The 15,222-nt window shown below is 62.1% G+C and carries 15 protein-coding genes and 2 pseudogenes; 9 read left to right on the forward strand and 8 right to left on the reverse strand.

The window, feature by feature from the left end:
• Positions 1–15 precede the first annotated feature (15 nt).
• The 3 genes from ACP7CJ_RS18755 to ACP7CJ_RS18765 are packed head-to-tail and all read left to right on the forward strand — an operon-like array spanning position 16 to position 2,317.
• Positions 16–339 (forward strand): PepSY domain-containing protein, encoded by a 324-nt coding sequence (locus ACP7CJ_RS18755; RefSeq protein ID WP_247407674.1) that lies wholly within the window; start codon positions 16–18, stop codon positions 337–339.
• On the forward strand, positions 339–1,007 hold the full coding sequence (locus ACP7CJ_RS18760) for a response regulator transcription factor (RefSeq protein WP_276197371.1): 669 nt from the start codon (positions 339–341) through the stop codon (positions 1,005–1,007). The genes ACP7CJ_RS18755 and ACP7CJ_RS18760 overlap by 1 nt, the downstream gene beginning before the upstream one ends.
• Positions 1,004–2,317 carry a sensor histidine kinase gene (locus tag ACP7CJ_RS18765; RefSeq protein ID WP_276197372.1) on the forward strand — a complete coding sequence of 438 codons (1,314 nt, stop codon included), beginning with the start codon at positions 1,004–1,006 and terminating at the stop codon, positions 2,315–2,317. The genes ACP7CJ_RS18760 and ACP7CJ_RS18765 overlap by 4 nt, the downstream gene beginning before the upstream one ends.
• Positions 2,318–2,388: 71 nt before the next feature.
• Here ACP7CJ_RS18765 and ACP7CJ_RS18770 read toward each other — a convergent pair whose 3' ends face one another.
• Together ACP7CJ_RS18770 and ACP7CJ_RS18775 are read right to left on the reverse strand one after the other, a co-directional pair.
• The gene (locus tag ACP7CJ_RS18770) at positions 2,389–3,144 is read right to left on the reverse strand and encodes a methyl-accepting chemotaxis protein (protein WP_426101205.1); all 756 of its coding nucleotides are present in this window, start codon (positions 3,142–3,144) and stop codon (positions 2,389–2,391) included.
• 102 nt (positions 3,145–3,246) lie between these two features.
• Positions 3,247–4,536, reverse strand: a pseudogene (locus ACP7CJ_RS18775) (HAMP domain-containing protein); the annotation flags it as partial.
• A 244-nt stretch (positions 4,537–4,780) separates the two neighbouring features.
• On the opposite strand from ACP7CJ_RS18775, the gene ACP7CJ_RS18780 reads away from it, so the two are divergent.
• The 3 genes and pseudogenes from ACP7CJ_RS18780 to ACP7CJ_RS18790 all read left to right on the forward strand — a co-directional run bounded on the left by ACP7CJ_RS18780 (position 4,781) and on the right by ACP7CJ_RS18790 (position 7,852).
• Positions 4,781–6,100, forward strand: a complete 1,320-nt coding sequence (locus tag ACP7CJ_RS18780) for a Na+/H+ antiporter family protein (RefSeq protein ID WP_426101207.1) — start codon at positions 4,781–4,783, stop codon at positions 6,098–6,100.
• Between the two features lie 72 nt (positions 6,101–6,172).
• Positions 6,173–6,994, forward strand: a pseudogene (locus tag ACP7CJ_RS18785) (cache domain-containing protein); the annotation flags it as partial.
• Positions 6,995–7,096: 102 nt separating this feature from the next.
• Positions 7,097–7,852, forward strand: coding sequence for a methyl-accepting chemotaxis protein (locus tag ACP7CJ_RS18790; protein ID WP_426101209.1), 756 nt, complete (start codon positions 7,097–7,099; stop codon positions 7,850–7,852).
• Positions 7,853–7,858: 6 nt separating this feature from the next.
• On the opposite strand, the gene yegQ is transcribed toward ACP7CJ_RS18790, so the two are convergent.
• Positions 7,859–9,181: a tRNA 5-hydroxyuridine modification protein YegQ gene (gene yegQ, locus ACP7CJ_RS18795; protein WP_247406669.1), complete on the reverse strand. Its 1,323-nt coding sequence runs from the start codon at positions 9,179–9,181 to the stop codon at positions 7,859–7,861.
• Between the two features lie 161 nt (positions 9,182–9,342).
• Here yegQ and ACP7CJ_RS18800 point away from each other — a divergent pair, with 161 nt between their 5' ends.
• A complete protein-coding gene (locus ACP7CJ_RS18800; protein ID WP_247406671.1) occupies positions 9,343–10,410 on the forward strand; it encodes an AI-2E family transporter in 1,068 nt (355 codons plus the stop codon).
• Positions 10,411–10,413: 3 nt separating this feature from the next.
• Here ACP7CJ_RS18800 and ACP7CJ_RS18805 read toward each other — a convergent pair whose 3' ends face one another.
• From ACP7CJ_RS18805 to ACP7CJ_RS18815, 3 genes are all read right to left on the reverse strand, one after another.
• Positions 10,414–10,587, reverse strand: a complete 174-nt coding sequence (locus tag ACP7CJ_RS18805; RefSeq protein WP_247406673.1) for a hypothetical protein — start codon at positions 10,585–10,587, stop codon at positions 10,414–10,416.
• Between the two features lie 90 nt (positions 10,588–10,677).
• Positions 10,678–10,872, reverse strand: a complete 195-nt coding sequence (locus ACP7CJ_RS18810; protein WP_247406676.1) for a hypothetical protein — start codon at positions 10,870–10,872, stop codon at positions 10,678–10,680.
• Positions 10,873–11,117: 245 nt separating this feature from the next.
• On the reverse strand, positions 11,118–11,474 hold the full coding sequence (locus tag ACP7CJ_RS18815) for a hypothetical protein (RefSeq protein WP_122538658.1): 357 nt from the start codon (positions 11,472–11,474) through the stop codon (positions 11,118–11,120).
• A 156-nt stretch (positions 11,475–11,630) separates the two neighbouring features.
• Here ACP7CJ_RS18815 and ACP7CJ_RS18820 point away from each other — a divergent pair, with 156 nt between their 5' ends.
• Entirely contained in the window at positions 11,631–12,449 is an 819-nt protein-coding gene (locus ACP7CJ_RS18820) for a shikimate 5-dehydrogenase (protein ID WP_276197375.1), read from the forward strand.
• A gap of 60 nt (positions 12,450–12,509) precedes the next feature.
• Here ACP7CJ_RS18820 and ACP7CJ_RS18825 read toward each other — a convergent pair whose 3' ends face one another.
• A complete protein-coding gene (locus ACP7CJ_RS18825; RefSeq protein ID WP_276197376.1) occupies positions 12,510–13,157 on the reverse strand; it encodes a YceH family protein in 648 nt (215 codons plus the stop codon).
• A 116-nt stretch (positions 13,158–13,273) separates the two neighbouring features.
• Between ACP7CJ_RS18825 and ACP7CJ_RS18830 the strand changes: the two genes are divergently transcribed.
• Positions 13,274–13,783: a DUF1993 domain-containing protein gene (locus tag ACP7CJ_RS18830; protein ID WP_276197377.1), complete on the forward strand. Its 510-nt coding sequence runs from the start codon at positions 13,274–13,276 to the stop codon at positions 13,781–13,783.
• Positions 13,784–13,863: 80 nt separating this feature from the next.
• Here ACP7CJ_RS18830 and sstT read toward each other — a convergent pair whose 3' ends face one another.
• On the reverse strand, positions 13,864–15,084 hold the full coding sequence (sstT, locus tag ACP7CJ_RS18835; protein ID WP_276197378.1) for a serine/threonine transporter SstT: 1,221 nt from the start codon (positions 15,082–15,084) through the stop codon (positions 13,864–13,866).
• Positions 15,085–15,222 lie beyond the last annotated feature (138 nt).

Consider the following 15,222-nt stretch of genomic DNA (forward strand, 5'->3'; position numbering starts at 1 on the left):
ACATCAGGACACGTAATGAAGGTAAATCTACGCGCGTGCAGTCAGGTGGCGCTGGTATTGCTGCTAACCAGCTCAAGCCTGTCGGCCCATGATCTTGGTCAGGACGAAGCCTTGCACCTGCGCCAGAAGGGCGTTATCGCCGCGCTGGAACACTTGCTGGGGCCTGCGTTCGAGCGCTACCCAGGCGCCAAACTGCTGGATGCCGAGCTTGAAGAGCACAAGGATCGTCCGGTGCGCTATATCTATGAAATCGAATTGCTGACCGTCGAAGGGGTGGTGCGCGAAATCGAGCTCGACGCCAGCACCGGTGAGTTGCTCAAAGATAAGGAAGACGACTGATGCGCCTGCTGTTGGTGGAAGACAATGTACCGCTGGCCGATGAACTGCTGGCCGGCCTGCAGCGCCAGGGCTATGCCGTCGATTGGCTGGCCGATGGGCGCGATGCTGCGTACCAGGGCCGCAGCGAACCCTATGACTTGATCATCCTTGACCTCGGCCTGCCCGGCTTGCCCGGGCTTGAGGTGCTGGCGCAATGGCGCGCCGCCGCGCTGGCCACCCCGGTGCTGATCCTCACCGCCCGCGACTCCTGGGCCGAGCGCATCGAAGGGCTCAAGGCCGGGGCCGACGATTACCTGAGCAAACCGTTTCATCCCGAAGAGCTGCACCTGCGCGTCCAGGCGCTGTTGCGTCGCTCCCACGGCCAGGCTAACCAGCCGACCTTGCAAGCGGCCGGCCTGCACCTGGATGAAGGGCGTCAATGCGTGCTGCGCGACGGCGACGAAATCCAGCTGACCGCCGCCGAGTTCCGCCTGCTGCGCTATTTCATGCTGCACCCGGAGCAGATCCTCTCGAAAAGCCATCTGGCCGAGCACTTATATGACGGCGAGACCGAGCGCGACTCCAATGTGCTCGAAGTCCACGTCAACCACCTGCGCCGGAAATTGGGCCGCAGTGTGATCGAAACCCGGCGCGGCCAGGGGTATCTGTTTGGCGCCAGTCCTGCATGAGGTCGATCCAGCGGCAGCTGAGCCTGGGGCTGATCAGCGTGATGGTGGTGGTCGGTGTGGTGCTGGCGCAAACCAGCCTATGGTTGTTCGAAGCCGGTTTGCAGCGCTATTTGGAAGCCGGTTTGCGCAACGACAGCGAGAACCTGCTGGTCGCGCTGGTGCGCGGGCCGAATGGTGTGCAACTCGACGAGCAACGCTTGTCGCCGGCCTATCAGCGGCCGTTCTCGGGGCATTATTTTCGTATCGATTTCGCCGACACCCACTGGCGCTCCCGCTCATTGTGGGACCAAGAGCTGCCACGCCTGCCCGAGGCCGGGCTCAAGGGCAACCTGCAACTGGGGCCGGAACGTCAGCAACTGTTGGTACTGCGCTCGGACTACAAGCGCTTCGGCCAATCGATTTCCATCAGCGTGGCCCAGGACTACACGCCCGTGCGGGAAAGCTTTCGGCTGATGCGTCAGATCGGCCTGGTGCTGGGGGGGGCGGCCCTGTTGCTGGTGTTGATCCTACAACGGGTCACGGTCCGTCGCGCGTTGCGCCCGCTGGAAATTGCGCGCAACCAGATCGCCCAGTTGCAACAGGGCCAGCGCTCGCAACTCGACACCCAGGTGCCGCAGGAGCTGGAGCCGCTGGTGGCGCAGATCAATCACCTGCTGGCCCACACCGAAGACAGCCTCAAGCGTTCACGCAATGCCCTGGGCAACCTTGGCCACGCGCTGAAAACCCCGCTGGCGGTGCTGTTGAGCGCGGCATCGAGCGAAGCGCTCAAGGATCAGCCGCACTTGCGCACGCTGTTGCACGAGCAGCTTGAACAGGTGCAACAGCGCCTCAACCGCGAACTCAATCGCGCGCGCCTGGCCGGCGAAACCCTGCCGGGCGCCTTGTTTGATTGCGCGAAAGAGCTGCCGGGCTTGCTGGCGACCCTGAACATGGTCCACGGCGACCACCTGGACTTGAGCCACCACGCCGCCCCAGATCTGCAATTGCCCTGGGATCGCGAAGACTTGCTGGAGCTGCTCGGCAACCTGCTGGACAACGCCTGCAAATGGGCGGATGCCGAGGTGCGCCTGAGCGTCAGCGAGACGCCGCACAGTTACCTGCTGGCGGTGGAAGACGACGGCCCCGGCATTCCCGAGGCCCAGCGTGACCAGGTGTTCAGCCGTGGCACGCGCCTGGATGAACAGATCGACGGCCACGGCCTGGGCCTGGGGATCGTGCGCGATATCGTCGAGGTGTGGGGCGGGGTGTTGCAGTTGCAGGAAAGCGAACTGGGCGGGCTCAAGGTGCTGATCGAACTGCCCAAACGCTAGGGCCGGTTAAAAATGGGGGAGGGGCAAGCCCCCTCCCACATGGGATCTCCTTCAGGCGCGGTGTCGGTCGCTCACACTTTGAAATGATCCATCAACCGCTGTTGCTGATTGGCCAGGCTGTTCAACGCCTGGCTGACCCGCGCCGATTCGTTGGCCTGCTCCGACAGCGACTCGGTCACATCGCGGATCGTCGCCACGTTGCTGTTGATCTCTTCGGCCACCGCGCTTTGCTCTTCGGCGGCACTGGCGATCTGCAGGTTCATGTCGCTGATCACCGTGACCGCTTCGCCGATCTGGCGTAGGGCGGTGACCGCCTCGCCGACTTGTTCGACGCTGCCCTGGGCCTGGCGATAGCTGTTGCCCATGGCGCCGACCACATCGGTGGTGCCGCTTTGCAGTTGCTCGATCACCAGGCGGGTTTCTTCCACCGATTCCTGGGTTCGTCGGGCGAGGTTGCGCACTTCGTCGGCCACCACCGCAAACCCACGGCCGGCCTCACCGGCGCGGGCGGCTTCGATGGCGGCGTTGAGGGCCAGCAGGTTGGTCTGCTCGGCGATGCCGCGAATCACTTCGAGCACAGAGCCGATCTGCGCGCTGTTGGTCGCCAGGCCTTCAACCTGGGTCATGGCGGTGCTCATGTCCGCTGCCAGATGGCCGATGTTAGTGGTGGTGCGGTCGATGACTTTCAGGCCATCACGGGTGGCCTGGTCCGCATCGCGTGCGGCTTGGGCGGCCTGGGCCGCGCTGCGGGCGACGTCCTGGGCGGTGGCGCTCATTTCATGGGAGGCGGTGGCCACCTGATCTACCTGGCGGTATTGCTGTTCCATGCCGGCGCTGGTCTCGCTGGCGATCGCGGCGGATTGGTCGGCGGTGCCACGGGCGTCCTGCACCGAGCGTTTGACCTCGGCGATGATCGGTTGCAGCTTGTCGAGGAAACGGTTGAACCAGCCGGCCAACTGCCCCAGCTCGTCCTGTTTGTCGTAGGCCAGGCGGCGGGTCAGGTCGCCTTCGCCGCTGGCGATGTCTTCGAGCATGTGCGCCACGCCCAGGATCGGCCGGGTCACGCTTCGCGCCATCAGCCACACCAGCCCCAGGCCGATTACGGCGGCGAGCAGGCCCAGGCTCAATTCGAGCAAGGTGCCTCGGGTGTTATCGGCGTCCAGTTGCGCCTTGAGCGCTTCGGCCGGGCCCACCAGGATTTTTTCCGGCACATCCAGCAACACGCCCCACGGTTTGCCGTCGGGGATCGGCGCGAACGGCGCCAAGACCTTGAGTCGATGGTCGGCCCGCAGGCTGCTGATCCGCGCGCTGCCGGCCAGGGCGCTGATCAATTGCGCGCCGCTGGCGGGGTCGACCTGGTCCAGGCGCTGGCTGAGCTTGCTCGCATCCGCGCTGTAGCCGGCCAGTAAGCCGGTGGGGCTGAGAATGCTGACTTGGGTCTGGCCGTCATACAGCTTGTGGCTCGTCTGCTGGCTCACCGCCTGTAGGCTGTTGAGGTTGATGTCCACCGACAGCGAGGCGATGACTTTGCCATTCACCGTCAGCGGGAACACGAGGCTGGTCATCAGCACGTTTTGGCCGTCGATGACATAGAAGTACGGTTCGATCACGCACGGTTTGAGGGTGGTGCGCGGGCAGGTGAACCAGGCGTTGGCCTTTTCGCCGCTCGGACCGATGCGGGTGTCGGACATGTCGCTTTCGGGCAGCGACATGGCGGTGAGTGTGCCGGGCGTCGGCTGTGACCAATAGAGGGCGAACCGGCCTTTGTCGTTGCTGCCCAGCTCTGCCTGGTTGACGAACAGCTCATCCTTGCCGTCCAGGGCATTGGCTTCGAACACCAGGGACAACCCGAGCAGGTCGGGGTTGGCCTGCAAAGCGGCCTTGACCTGGCGGGTCAAGTCTTCACGGGTGTCGAAGGCGTCGAGGAAGCGTTTTTCCGCCTGTTCGCGCAGGAACAGCACCTGGCGGGAAAACCCATGACCGTATTGATAGGCATCCATGAACTGCCGGCGGATGCCCAGCGCCTGCGCTTCGCCCTGGGCTTCGATACGCGCCTGGGCCGCTTCATCGAGCATGTGCATGCTGGAGGCTTTGACCCGTTGCGAACTCTGTTCCATGCGATACAGCGACAGACCCACCAGCAGGGTCACGATCCCCAGCAGGCAGAGGCCTGCGAGCAGGGTGATTTTCCATTGAATGGACAGCTGTCTGAGGGACATCGCGGGGCATCCTTAACCTGAAAACATAGAGAGCCCTTAGTATCGGCGGCTGTAATTTTTTCTTTATTCAAACGTTCAATTTAAATCTGTAAGCGACGCCGTTTTTTGACATGCGGGCGCGCCTGCTGCAAAGTGCGCGCCCTCTAATAAGACCTCCTTTAAGCCTGTACGCCGGCAGTCATCCACAATGGCCGCTAGGGCGCGGGTATGCCTGTTGTTTGATTTTTTGCTTGAGGTAACCATGATTAACGCAGTCATCGCCGCAGTCGGCACCATGCTGGTGCTCAGCCTGTCCCGCGTGCATGTGGTCATCGCCATTATCGTCGGCGCCCTGGTGGGCGGGCTGACGGGTGGCCTGGGCATCGACGCTACGCTCAAGGCCTTCAACGGTGGGCTGGGTGGTGGCGCGACGGTGGCTTTGTCCTACGCATTGCTCGGCGCTTTCGCGGTAGCGATTGCCAAGTCCGGCCTGGCGCATGCCCTGGCGGACAAGGCGCTCCTGCTGGTCGATCGCCAGGAAGCCAGCGGCGGCAGCCATGTCAAATGGTTACTGATCGGCTTGCTGTGGGTGGTGGCGATTGCGTCGCAAAACATCCTGCCGATTCATATCGCGTTTATCCCGCTGCTGGTGCCGCCGTTGTTATACGTCCTGACCAAACTGCAACTGGACCGCCGCATGATCGCCTGCGTGATGACCTTCGGTTTGATCACGCCTTACATGTTCCTGCCGGTGGGCTTCGGCAACATCTTCCTCAACCAGATCCTGCTGGCCAATGTGGCCAAGAGCGGCGTGGACATCAGCCAGGTCAACGTGACCCACGCCATGGGCCTGCCAGCGCTGGGCATGGTGGTCGGCCTGCTGGTGGCGGTGTTTGTCAGCTACCGCAAAAAACGTGTGTACGACCTGGAGAAAATCGAGCGGGTCGAACAGGTCGCGGTGCAGTACAACCCGCTGACCCTGTTGGTGGCCGGCCTGGCGATTGCCTCGGCGTTCATCATTCAGTTGTGGCTGGACTCGATGATCATCGGCGCCCTGGCCGGGTTCCTGATTTTTTCGGTGTCGGGCATCGTGCGCTGGCGCGAGACGGACGATTTGTTCACCGAAGGCATGAAGATGATGGCGATGATCGGCTTCATCATGATCGCCTCCTCAGGGTTTGCCGAAGTGCTCAAGGCCACCGGTGACGTGCGCTCGCTGGTGGAAACGTCGGCGGCGTTCATCGGCCATAGCCGTGGGGTAGGCGCGTTGCTGATGCTGCTGGTGGGGTTGCTGGTGACCATGGGGATCGGCTCGTCGTTTTCCACGGTGCCGATCCTGGCCGCGATTTTCGTGCCGCTGTGTGTGCAATTGGGTTTCAGCCCGCTGGCCATCGTCTGCATCGTCGGCACGGCCGGTGCCTTGGGCGATGCCGGTTCGCCGGCGTCGGATTCGACCCTGGGCCCCACCTCCGGCCTCAATATCGACGGCCAGCACCACCACATCTGGGACACTGTGGTGCCGACGTTCCTGCATTACAACATTCCGCTGCTGGTGTTTGGCTGGGTGGCGGCGATGACGCTCTGACGAGGTAGCCCTACAGAATCCGCGCAGTGGGCCGATAACCTCTTAAGTCGCCATGAATAAGAGAGAAAAGCCATGCGTCTGAGCCTGAAGGTCAAAGTCCTGTCCCTTGCCATAGTGCCCGTGCTGTTGTTCGCCCTGGTGATTAGCCTGACCACGGTGTGGATCCTGCAGGGGCAAGCGCGCAACGAGGTGGATGAGACCCGCCAGCACTTGCTCGACGCCGCCAAGGCCACTCTGCAGAGCTATGTGGAAGTGGCAATGACCACGATCAAGCCGCTCTACGACGCCGCCGCCCCGGGTGATACGGCGGTGCGTGCCGAGGTGGTTAAGCTGCTGTCCAATACCAGCTACGGCAAGGACGGCTACTTCTTCGGCTACGACTCCGAGACCATCCGCCTGTTCAAGGGCAACAGCCCGGACGGCGTGGGCAAGAGTTTCAAGGACAACCGCGACCCCAATGGGGTCTACGTCAACCGCGACCTGGTCAAGGTCGGCAAGGACGGCACCCACTACCTGCAATACAGCTCGACCCAGCCCGGGCAGACCGAACTGGTGCCCAAACTGGGCTACACCGAGTACCTGCCCAAGTGGGACATGGTCATCGGCACCTCGGTCAACCTGGATGGCATCGACGCCCAGGTGGCGGTGGTCGAGGCCAAGGTCGAGAAACGCATGGAGGGCGTATTGCTGAGTATCCTCGGCGTGGCCGTGCTGGTGCTGCTGGTGATTGCTGCGGCGGGCATGGTCCTGGCCAATACCATCCTGCGTCCGCTGCACCTGATGAAAGCCAACCTCGACGACATCGCCGCCGGCGAAGGCGACCTGACGCGGCGCCTGGCTATCACCAGCCAGGATGAGCTTGGCGATCTGGCCGGGGCTTTCAACCGTTTTGTCGACAAGATCCACGGCCTTGTACGCCAGATCACCGAAATGACCGCGCAACTCACCGGGCTGGTGGGCCAGGTGTCCGACCAGGCGCAGCGCTCGGAACAGGCCATGGAGCGTCAGCGTCACGAGACCGACCAGGTGGCCACCGCGATCAATCAGATGTCCGCCGCCGCCCAGGAAGTTGCGCACAGTGCCCAAGGCGCCTCCGTCGCGGCGCAACAGACCGACGTCGAGGGCCAAGCCGCCAAGCGCGTGGTGGACCGCAGCATCGCGCAGATCCATGCGTTGGTGAACGATATCCGCAGCAGCGGGGTGTCCCTCGACAGTCTGCAACAGGACGTGTCGTCGATTGTCAGCGTGCTCAGCGTCATCCGCTCGATTGCCGAACAGACCAACCTGTTGGCCCTTAACGCCGCGATCGAAGCCGCGCGGGCGGGGGAGGCCGGTCGCGGGTTCGCCGTGGTCGCCGACGAAGTGCGCGCCCTGGCCAGCCGCACCCAGACCAGCACCCAGGAAATCCAGGGCATGATCGACCGCCTGCAAAAAGGCACCGTAGCCGCTGTGGAGGCCATGCGCCGTTCCAGCGACGCCGGCGACGGCACCTCGGTCCAGGCCAACGAAGCCGGGGCGTCGTTGGACACCATCGCGCAGTTGATCGGCACCATCAACTCGATGAACGCGCAAATTGCCAGCGCCGCCGAAGAGCAGACCGCCGTGGCCGAAGAGATCAACCGCAGCGTGCATCAGATTGCCGTGGCGGTAGACAGCGTGGCCGATGAAACCCAGTTGGGGGCCCAGACGTCGCGCAGCCTGGCGGATCTCGGCCAGCGCTTGGGCCAACTGGTGGGCCAGTTCAGGATCTGAACAGGGCTACAAGACGTCGCGCATCAAGAGGCCGAAGCGCAGATCCATCTCCGCCGGCAAGGGCACATACACCGTGTGCCCATCCCCCGGCGCCACCTCGATGGCTTCGCCCTTGGCGTTGTGCAGTGTGGCCAGGTCGAAGTGAAAATTGCCGGCGGGGGTCATCAATTCCAGGTGATTGCCCAACGCAAAACGGTTTTTCACCTTGACCTCGGCCAGCTCGCCCCGGCGCTCGCCGGTCAATTCCCCGACGAACTGCTGACGCTCCGACACCGAACTGCCGTTCTGGTAGTTCTGGTATTCGTCGTGTACATGGCGGCGCAGGAAACCTTCGGTGTAGCCGCGTTGCGCGAGTGACTCCAGGTTGGTCATCAGGCTGCGGTCAAACTCGCGACCCGCCACCGCATCATCGATGGCCTGGCGATACACCTGGGTGGTACGCGCGCAGTAGAAGTGGGACTTGGTACGGCCTTCGATCTTCAACGAATGCACACCCATACGCGTCAGGCGCTCCACATGCTGCACTGCGCGCAGGTCCTTGGCGTTCATGATGTAGGTGCCGTGCTCGTCTTCGAAGGCGGGCATCTGTTCATCCGGGCGGTTGGCTTCCTGCAACAGGAACACCTGATCGGTCGGTGCACCAATGCCCAGTGTGGGTTGCGGCCGGTATTGCTGGACGATATCGCCGGTGGCGTTTTCCACTGCCGGCGTGGCCTGGTATTTCCAGCGACAGGCGTTGGTGCAGGTGCCTTGGTTGGCGTCGCGCTTGTTCATATAGCCCGAGAGCAGGCAGCGCCCGGAATAGGCCATGCACAAGGCGCCGTGGACAAACACTTCCAGCTCCATGGCCGGCACCTGCTCACGGATTTCGCCGATCTCTTCCAGGGACAATTCCCGCGACAGAATCACCCGGCAGATCCCTTGCTGTTGCCAGAATTCCACACTGGCCCAGTTCACGGTATTGGCCTGCACCGACAAGTGGATGGGCATCATCGGGAAGTGGCGACGCACCAGCATGATCAGCCCCGGGTCGGACATGATCAGCGCATCCGGGCCCATGGCGATCACCGGGGCCAAGTCCTTGAGGAAGGTCTTCAGCTTGGCGTTGTGCGGCGCGATGTTCACCACCACGTAGAACCGCTTGCCCAGCGCATGGGCTTCCTCGATACCCAGGGCCAGGTTGGCGTGGTCGAATTCGTTGTTGCGCACGCGCAGGCTGTAGCGCGGCTGGCCGGCGTATACCGCATCGGCGCCATAGGCGAAGGCGTAGCGCATGTTTTTCAGGGTGCCAGCGGGGGCGAGCAGTTCGGGGGCAAGGACGAGAGACATAGGGAGTGGGACCCAAAAGGTCGCGAGCGTAGCCGAAGGCGTACAGGGATTTATTGATCCAGGTCTACGCTTGCTGCAACAAAGAGGGCACTCCCAGCGATTGCGATGGACTAAGCATTTGGACGCAAACGCGCGTCCGGCTTTTTTGACATGGATCGGACATGAATCAAACCAACCTGCAATTCAAAACGCTGCTGTTACTGCTGGCCCTGGTGACCGTCGCCTTTATCTGGATATTGCTGCCGTTTTACGGCGCGGTGTTCTGGGCAGTCATCCTGGGTATCATCTTTGCCCCGATGCAGCGGCGTCTGCAGGTGAAAGTCGGCTGGAACCGCAACCTGACTTCCCTGGCCACCCTGATGGTGTGCCTGGTGATTGCGATTCTGCCGGTGATCATCACCAGCGCCTTGCTGGTGCAGGAGGGGGCCACGCTGTACAAAAATGTCGAAAGCGGCAAGCTGGACGTGGCCGGGTATATCGAACAGTTCAAGAACTTCCTGCCACCTTACTTTCAGCACCTTCTGGACCGCTTCGGCATGGGCAACCTGGAAGGCCTGCGCGAGAAAATCGTCAAGAGCGCGATGCAGGGCAGCCAGTTCTTTGCCAGCCAGGCGTTCAGCTTTGGCCAGGGTACGTTCGATTTCCTGGTGAGCTTTTTCATCATGCTGTATCTGCTGTTTTTCCTGCTGCGTGACGGCCCGGAGCTGGTGCGTAAAGTCCGCACAGCGGTGCCGCTGGCCGAGCCGCAAAAGCGCCGTCTGCAACTCAAGTTCAACCGCGTGGTGCGCGCCACGGTCAAGGGCAACGTGCTGGTTGCCGTGACCCAAGGGGCGTTGGGCGGTTTGATCTTCTGGTTTCTGGACATTCCCAGCGCGTTGCTCTGGGCGGTGTTGATGGCGTTTCTCTCACTGCTGCCGGCGGTGGGCGCAGGGATCGTGTGGGGGCCGGTGGCGGCATACTTCCTGTTGAGCGGGGCGATCTGGCAAGGCGTGGTGCTGGGCCTGTTCGGCGTATTCGTCATCGGCCTGGTGGATAACGTGCTGCGCCCGATTCTGGTGGGCAAGGACACCAAGATGCCGGACTACCTGATTCTGATCTCGACCCTGGGCGGCCTGTCGGTGTTCGGCCTGAACGGCTTTGTGATCGGGCCGCTGGTGGCGGCGTTGTTCATGTCCAGCTGGGCGCTATTTGTCGAAAGCAAGCCACGGGTCAAGTTGCCGTTGCCCTAGGCTTCAGGCACGGAGCCTGAAGGTTGCCGCTTGTTGTTCGGCAGCCGATAACGAAGTGAGCGGGCCGCTGACGGGCTCGCCATCGTGCATCAGGTACCAGCAGGCGAGTACACCCAGCTTGCGCAGGGGGGCAGGAACGGCGCTGCCGATGACGGACATGATCTGAACAGTGGGCATAAGGACCTCCAATCGCTATGGGGTCACCTTACGGGGTGCCAGCGTCGAGGAAAAATCACCCGGCTTGATAGTCGACATCAACGCCAGGCGTCACTCCACCACTTGGTCGAGCATGTTCACCACTTCCTGCTCATTGAGCAGGCCTTTGCGCACCAGGCTTTCGGCCAGCAGTGCGAGGAATTTTGCGTTGCGGTGGCCTTCCAGGTGCTTGAGTTCGGTCAGTGCGCTGTAGACCTTGCTGGATGTACAGAGTCCGGCAACGTGGTGTGGGTTTTGGGTGGGCATGGTCAGCCGTCCTTGTTGTTATCGGGTTCAGAGGTGGGATAGTGAAAGTGAGTCGTGACACAAACATGACAGCGCGAGACCCGGTCGGGCAAGTAGACTTTCGGCTTCAATGATGTGGGATTGCGGCGCGGCCATTGTCCTCATAGCGACCTTGGTGCGATCAAACCGGACGATTTGCGATAAACCACCATGCAAAAAAAGGCCCCGCGAGTGGGCGAGGCCTGTTCAGGCAGATCGATTCAAACTTACCAGCCGCGGCCGTAGTAGCCGTGGGGAGGGCCGTAATAGCCACGCGGTGGGCCGTAATACACCGGCGCCGGGCGGTAATAGACCTGTTGTTGCACATATACCGGCGGTGGCGGTGCGTAGTACACCGGCGGTGGTGCGGCGTAAACCGGTTGCGGTTGTACATACACTGGCTGCTGCTGCACGTAGACCTCACGGGGTTGGCTGGCAACCACGGAGCCCACGACAGCGGCGCCGACTAACGCACCCAAGACGGCCGGACCACCCCATCCACCACCGTGGGCGGAGGCTTGGCCTGCCATAGCGAGTGCACCGATAAGCAAGGCGATCTTGGGGATTTTACGAATCATGGTCATTCCTCGGTTAGCCCCTGCGCTTGTGGCCTGCAATCAATGGGCTCAAGTAATGTCGCGGGGATACTTTTAAGACAACGTATTTCTGAAAAACAGCACGGCCGATAGGTAAAGGTTGTGTAAGGTCTGTACCGATTTGCTTACTTCAAGGAGTTACCCATGCAGATGCACCCCAATAAGGATACCCAACTGTGCATGTCACTGTCGGCGCGTCCCGGGAATTTCGGCCTGCGATTTCATAACCATTTGTATGAACAGCTGGGTCTGAACTTCTACTATAAAGCCTTCAGCAGCCAGGATTTAGCTGGCGCGATCGGCGGTATCCGAGCGTTGGGGATTCGCGGTTGCGGGGTGTCGATGCCGTTCAAAGAGGCCAGCATTGCCCTGGTGGACGAACTGGACAGCTCGGTCAAAGCCATCGCATCCCTCAACACCATCGTCAACACGGCCGGCCACCTCAAGGCCTACAACACCGACTACATCGCCATCGAGCAACTGCTGAAAACACACGCAGTACCGACAGAGTCGACCTTTGCCCTGCGCGGCAGCGGCGGCATGGCCAAGGCCGTGGCCAGTGCCCTGCGTGACGGCGGGTACGCCAATGGCGTGATCGTGGCGCGTAACGAAGCGGCGGGCAGGGCGCTGGCGCAGAGCCTGGGCTATCAATGGCAGGCGCAATTGGGCGATCTGCGCCCGCAGATGTTGATCAACGTCACGCCGATCGGCATGACCGGCGGGGCCGAGGCCGATCAGCTGGCTTTCGAGGCTGACGCTGTGGACCAGGCGCAGACGCTGTTCGATGTGGTAGCGATCCCTGCGGAAACGCCGTTGATCGTGCGTGGACGTGCCCAAGGCAAGCGTGTGATCACCGGGCTGGAAGTGATCGCGATCCAGGCTCTGGAGCAGTTTGTGTTGTACACAGGCGTGCGGCCGACCCAGGCACAGTTCGAAAAAGCCGTCGCTTTTGCGCGAGGCTGAAGCACATTGCACATCAACTGTAGGCGCAGGCAAGCCGGCGCCTACAGGGTTTTGACCGTGTCAGGCCTCCAGCTGTGCCAGCCGTTCTTCCAGCGCCGCAATCCGCGCTTCCAGCTCTTCGATGCGCTCGACTGAGACCCCGCCGGCCCCGCGTTCCACCGGGCTGCCGCGCGCCGCGATAATCGCCTCGATATCCGCCGGGTCGCCCAGCGCGTGGGTATAGCGATCCTCGCGCTGCCCCGCCTGGCGCGGCACCAGTACGGCCAATCCGCGCGCAATCAGGCGTTCCAGTTGGTGGACGACCTGCTCGGCGTCTTCGAAATCATGCATGCGCCCGCTGCGGGTCAGCAACTCGTTGACCGTCTGCGGCCCACGCAGAAACAGCAGCCCGGTCAGGATCACCTGGGCCGGCACCAATTCCAGGGCCTTGTCGACCCGGTGTTCCCAACGGTCGGCGCGGCTGCCCATGACCAGGCGGGTGAACCCCTGGCCTTCCAGCACGCGCAGGCTTTGGCCGACCTGGCCTTGGCTGAGGTTCATCACCGGCTCGCGGCTGGTCTTCTGGTTGCAGGCCAGGACCACGGCGTTGAGGGTCAGGGGGTAGGTTTCCGGGTTGGTCGCCTGTTTTTCGATCAGGCAGCCCAGGATGCGGATTTCCGTGCTGTTCAGGCGCGGTTCAGGGGTGTCGGTATCGTGCTCAGCGGTCATCGCGCTTTCCCTATGCAGTGAACGCACTAGCCTAATCCTGAAAAAATAAAAGACAAGCGGCCGGCATGGCTATAATCGCCGCTGGTTCCAACCCCGCCCTTACCGATGAGACCGTCATGACTATTTCCCTGTACGCCGCTTCCGTCCCAGTCTTCAAGCAAATGCTCAGCGCCTTGAGTGGTGTGCTGGAAAAAGCTGAAGCCCACGCCACTGCGAAGAACATCGAACCCAACGCCTTGCTGCAAGCGCGCCTGTTCCCTGACATGTTCCAACTGGTGCGCCAGGTGCAGATCGCCGTCGACTTCGCCAAGGGCGTTTCCGCGCGTCTGGCCGAGATCGAGCTGCCGAAATACGAAGACAACGAAGCGACCTTCGCCGACCTGCAGGCGCTGATCGCCAAGGTCCTGGCGTTTATGGACACCATCAAGCCCGAGCAAATCGACGGCAAAGAAGGGATCGAGATCATCACTCGCCCCGGCACCCCGAAAGAAAAGCGCTTCAGCGGCCAGTCCTACCTGCTGACCTACGGCCTGCCGCAGTTCTTCTTCCACGTCACCACCGCCTACGCCCTGCTGCGTCACAACGGTGTGGAAGTGGGCAAGCGTGATTACATGGGCGCTTTCTGAATAGCTGTGTTCTGAGCGCATAGAAAAAAGCCCGGGGTCGTTCCTTTGAGAACGGCCCCGGGCTTTTTTGCGAGCGCTGTTTAAACCGGCTGCTCTTCCTTGCCCAGGCATGCCGCTGCGGTAAACAGCACATCGGTGGACGAGTTGAGTGCGGTTTCCGCAGAGTCCTGCAACACGCCGATGATGAAACCTACCGCCACTACCTGCATGGCGATATCGCTGGGAATGCCGAACAGGCTGCATGCCAGTGGAATCAGCAGCAGCGAACCACCGGCCACGCCCGACGCACCGCACGCGCAAATGGCGGCGACTACGCTGAGCAGCACGGCGGTGGGCAGGTCTACGGTGATGCCCAGGGTGTGCACGGCCGCCAGGGTCAATACGGTGATGGTGATCGCCGCACCCGCCATATTGATGGTGGCGCCCAGGGGGATCGACACCGAGTAGGTGTCTTCATGCAGGCCCAGGCGCTTGCTCAACGCCAGGTTCACCGGAATGTTCGCCGCCGAACTACGGGTGAAGAACGCCGTGATGCCGCTTTCACGCAGGCACAGCAATACCAGCGGGTAGGGGTTGCGGCGCAGTTTCCAGAACACGATGGCCGGGTTGATCACCAGCGCCACGAACAGCATGCAGCCGATCAGCACCACCAACAGGTGGGCGTAGCCGAGCAGGGCACCGAAGCCGGAGGTGGCGAGGGTCGAGGCTACCAGGCCGAAAATCCCTAGGGGGGCGAAGCGGATCACCACGCGCACGATCAAGGTCACGCCGTTGGACAGGTCATCGAGCACCGTGCGGGTGGTTTCTCCAGCATGACGAATCGCTATACCCATGCCGATGGCCCACGCCAGAATGCCGATAAAGTTGGCGTTCATCAGCGCACTCACCGGGTTATCCACCACGCTCAGCAACAGGCTCTGCAACACCTCGCCGATGCCGCCGGGCGCGCTCACGGTGGCGTCGTGGGTGGCGAGCACCAGCGGCGAGGGAAACAGCGTGCTGGCGATCACCGCAACCACGGCGGCCGCGAAGGTGCCCAGCAGGTACAGGAACAGGATCGGCTTGATGTGGGTTTCCTGGCCGTGCTTATGGTTGGCGATCGACGCCATCACCAGCACGAACACCAGGATCGGCGCCACGGCCTTCAGCGCGGTGACAAACACTTTGCCAATGAAACCACTGGCCTTTGCGGCCTCGGGCAGCACGAAGGCCAGCAGAATGCCGGCGATCAGGCCGATGACGATTTGCGTGACCAGGCTGACGCGCGCGAGTCGTTGGAAAAGGGAGGGGGCAGCAGTCATAAACGGTTGTCTCTGGTTTTTTTAGTAGGACGCAGCATTACAGGTGGAGGGCGCTGTAGGAAGCGGGCGCGGAGTCTATCATGCTGTAGGAAATGTCCCGATTGATGCGGCATTCCGTCACCCATTTGCGGCCAATTC

It is taken from the genome of Pseudomonas sp. PSPC3-2 (genome assembly GCF_049897085.1).
Taxonomy (GTDB): domain Bacteria; phylum Pseudomonadota; class Gammaproteobacteria; order Pseudomonadales; family Pseudomonadaceae; genus Aquipseudomonas; species Aquipseudomonas paraveronii.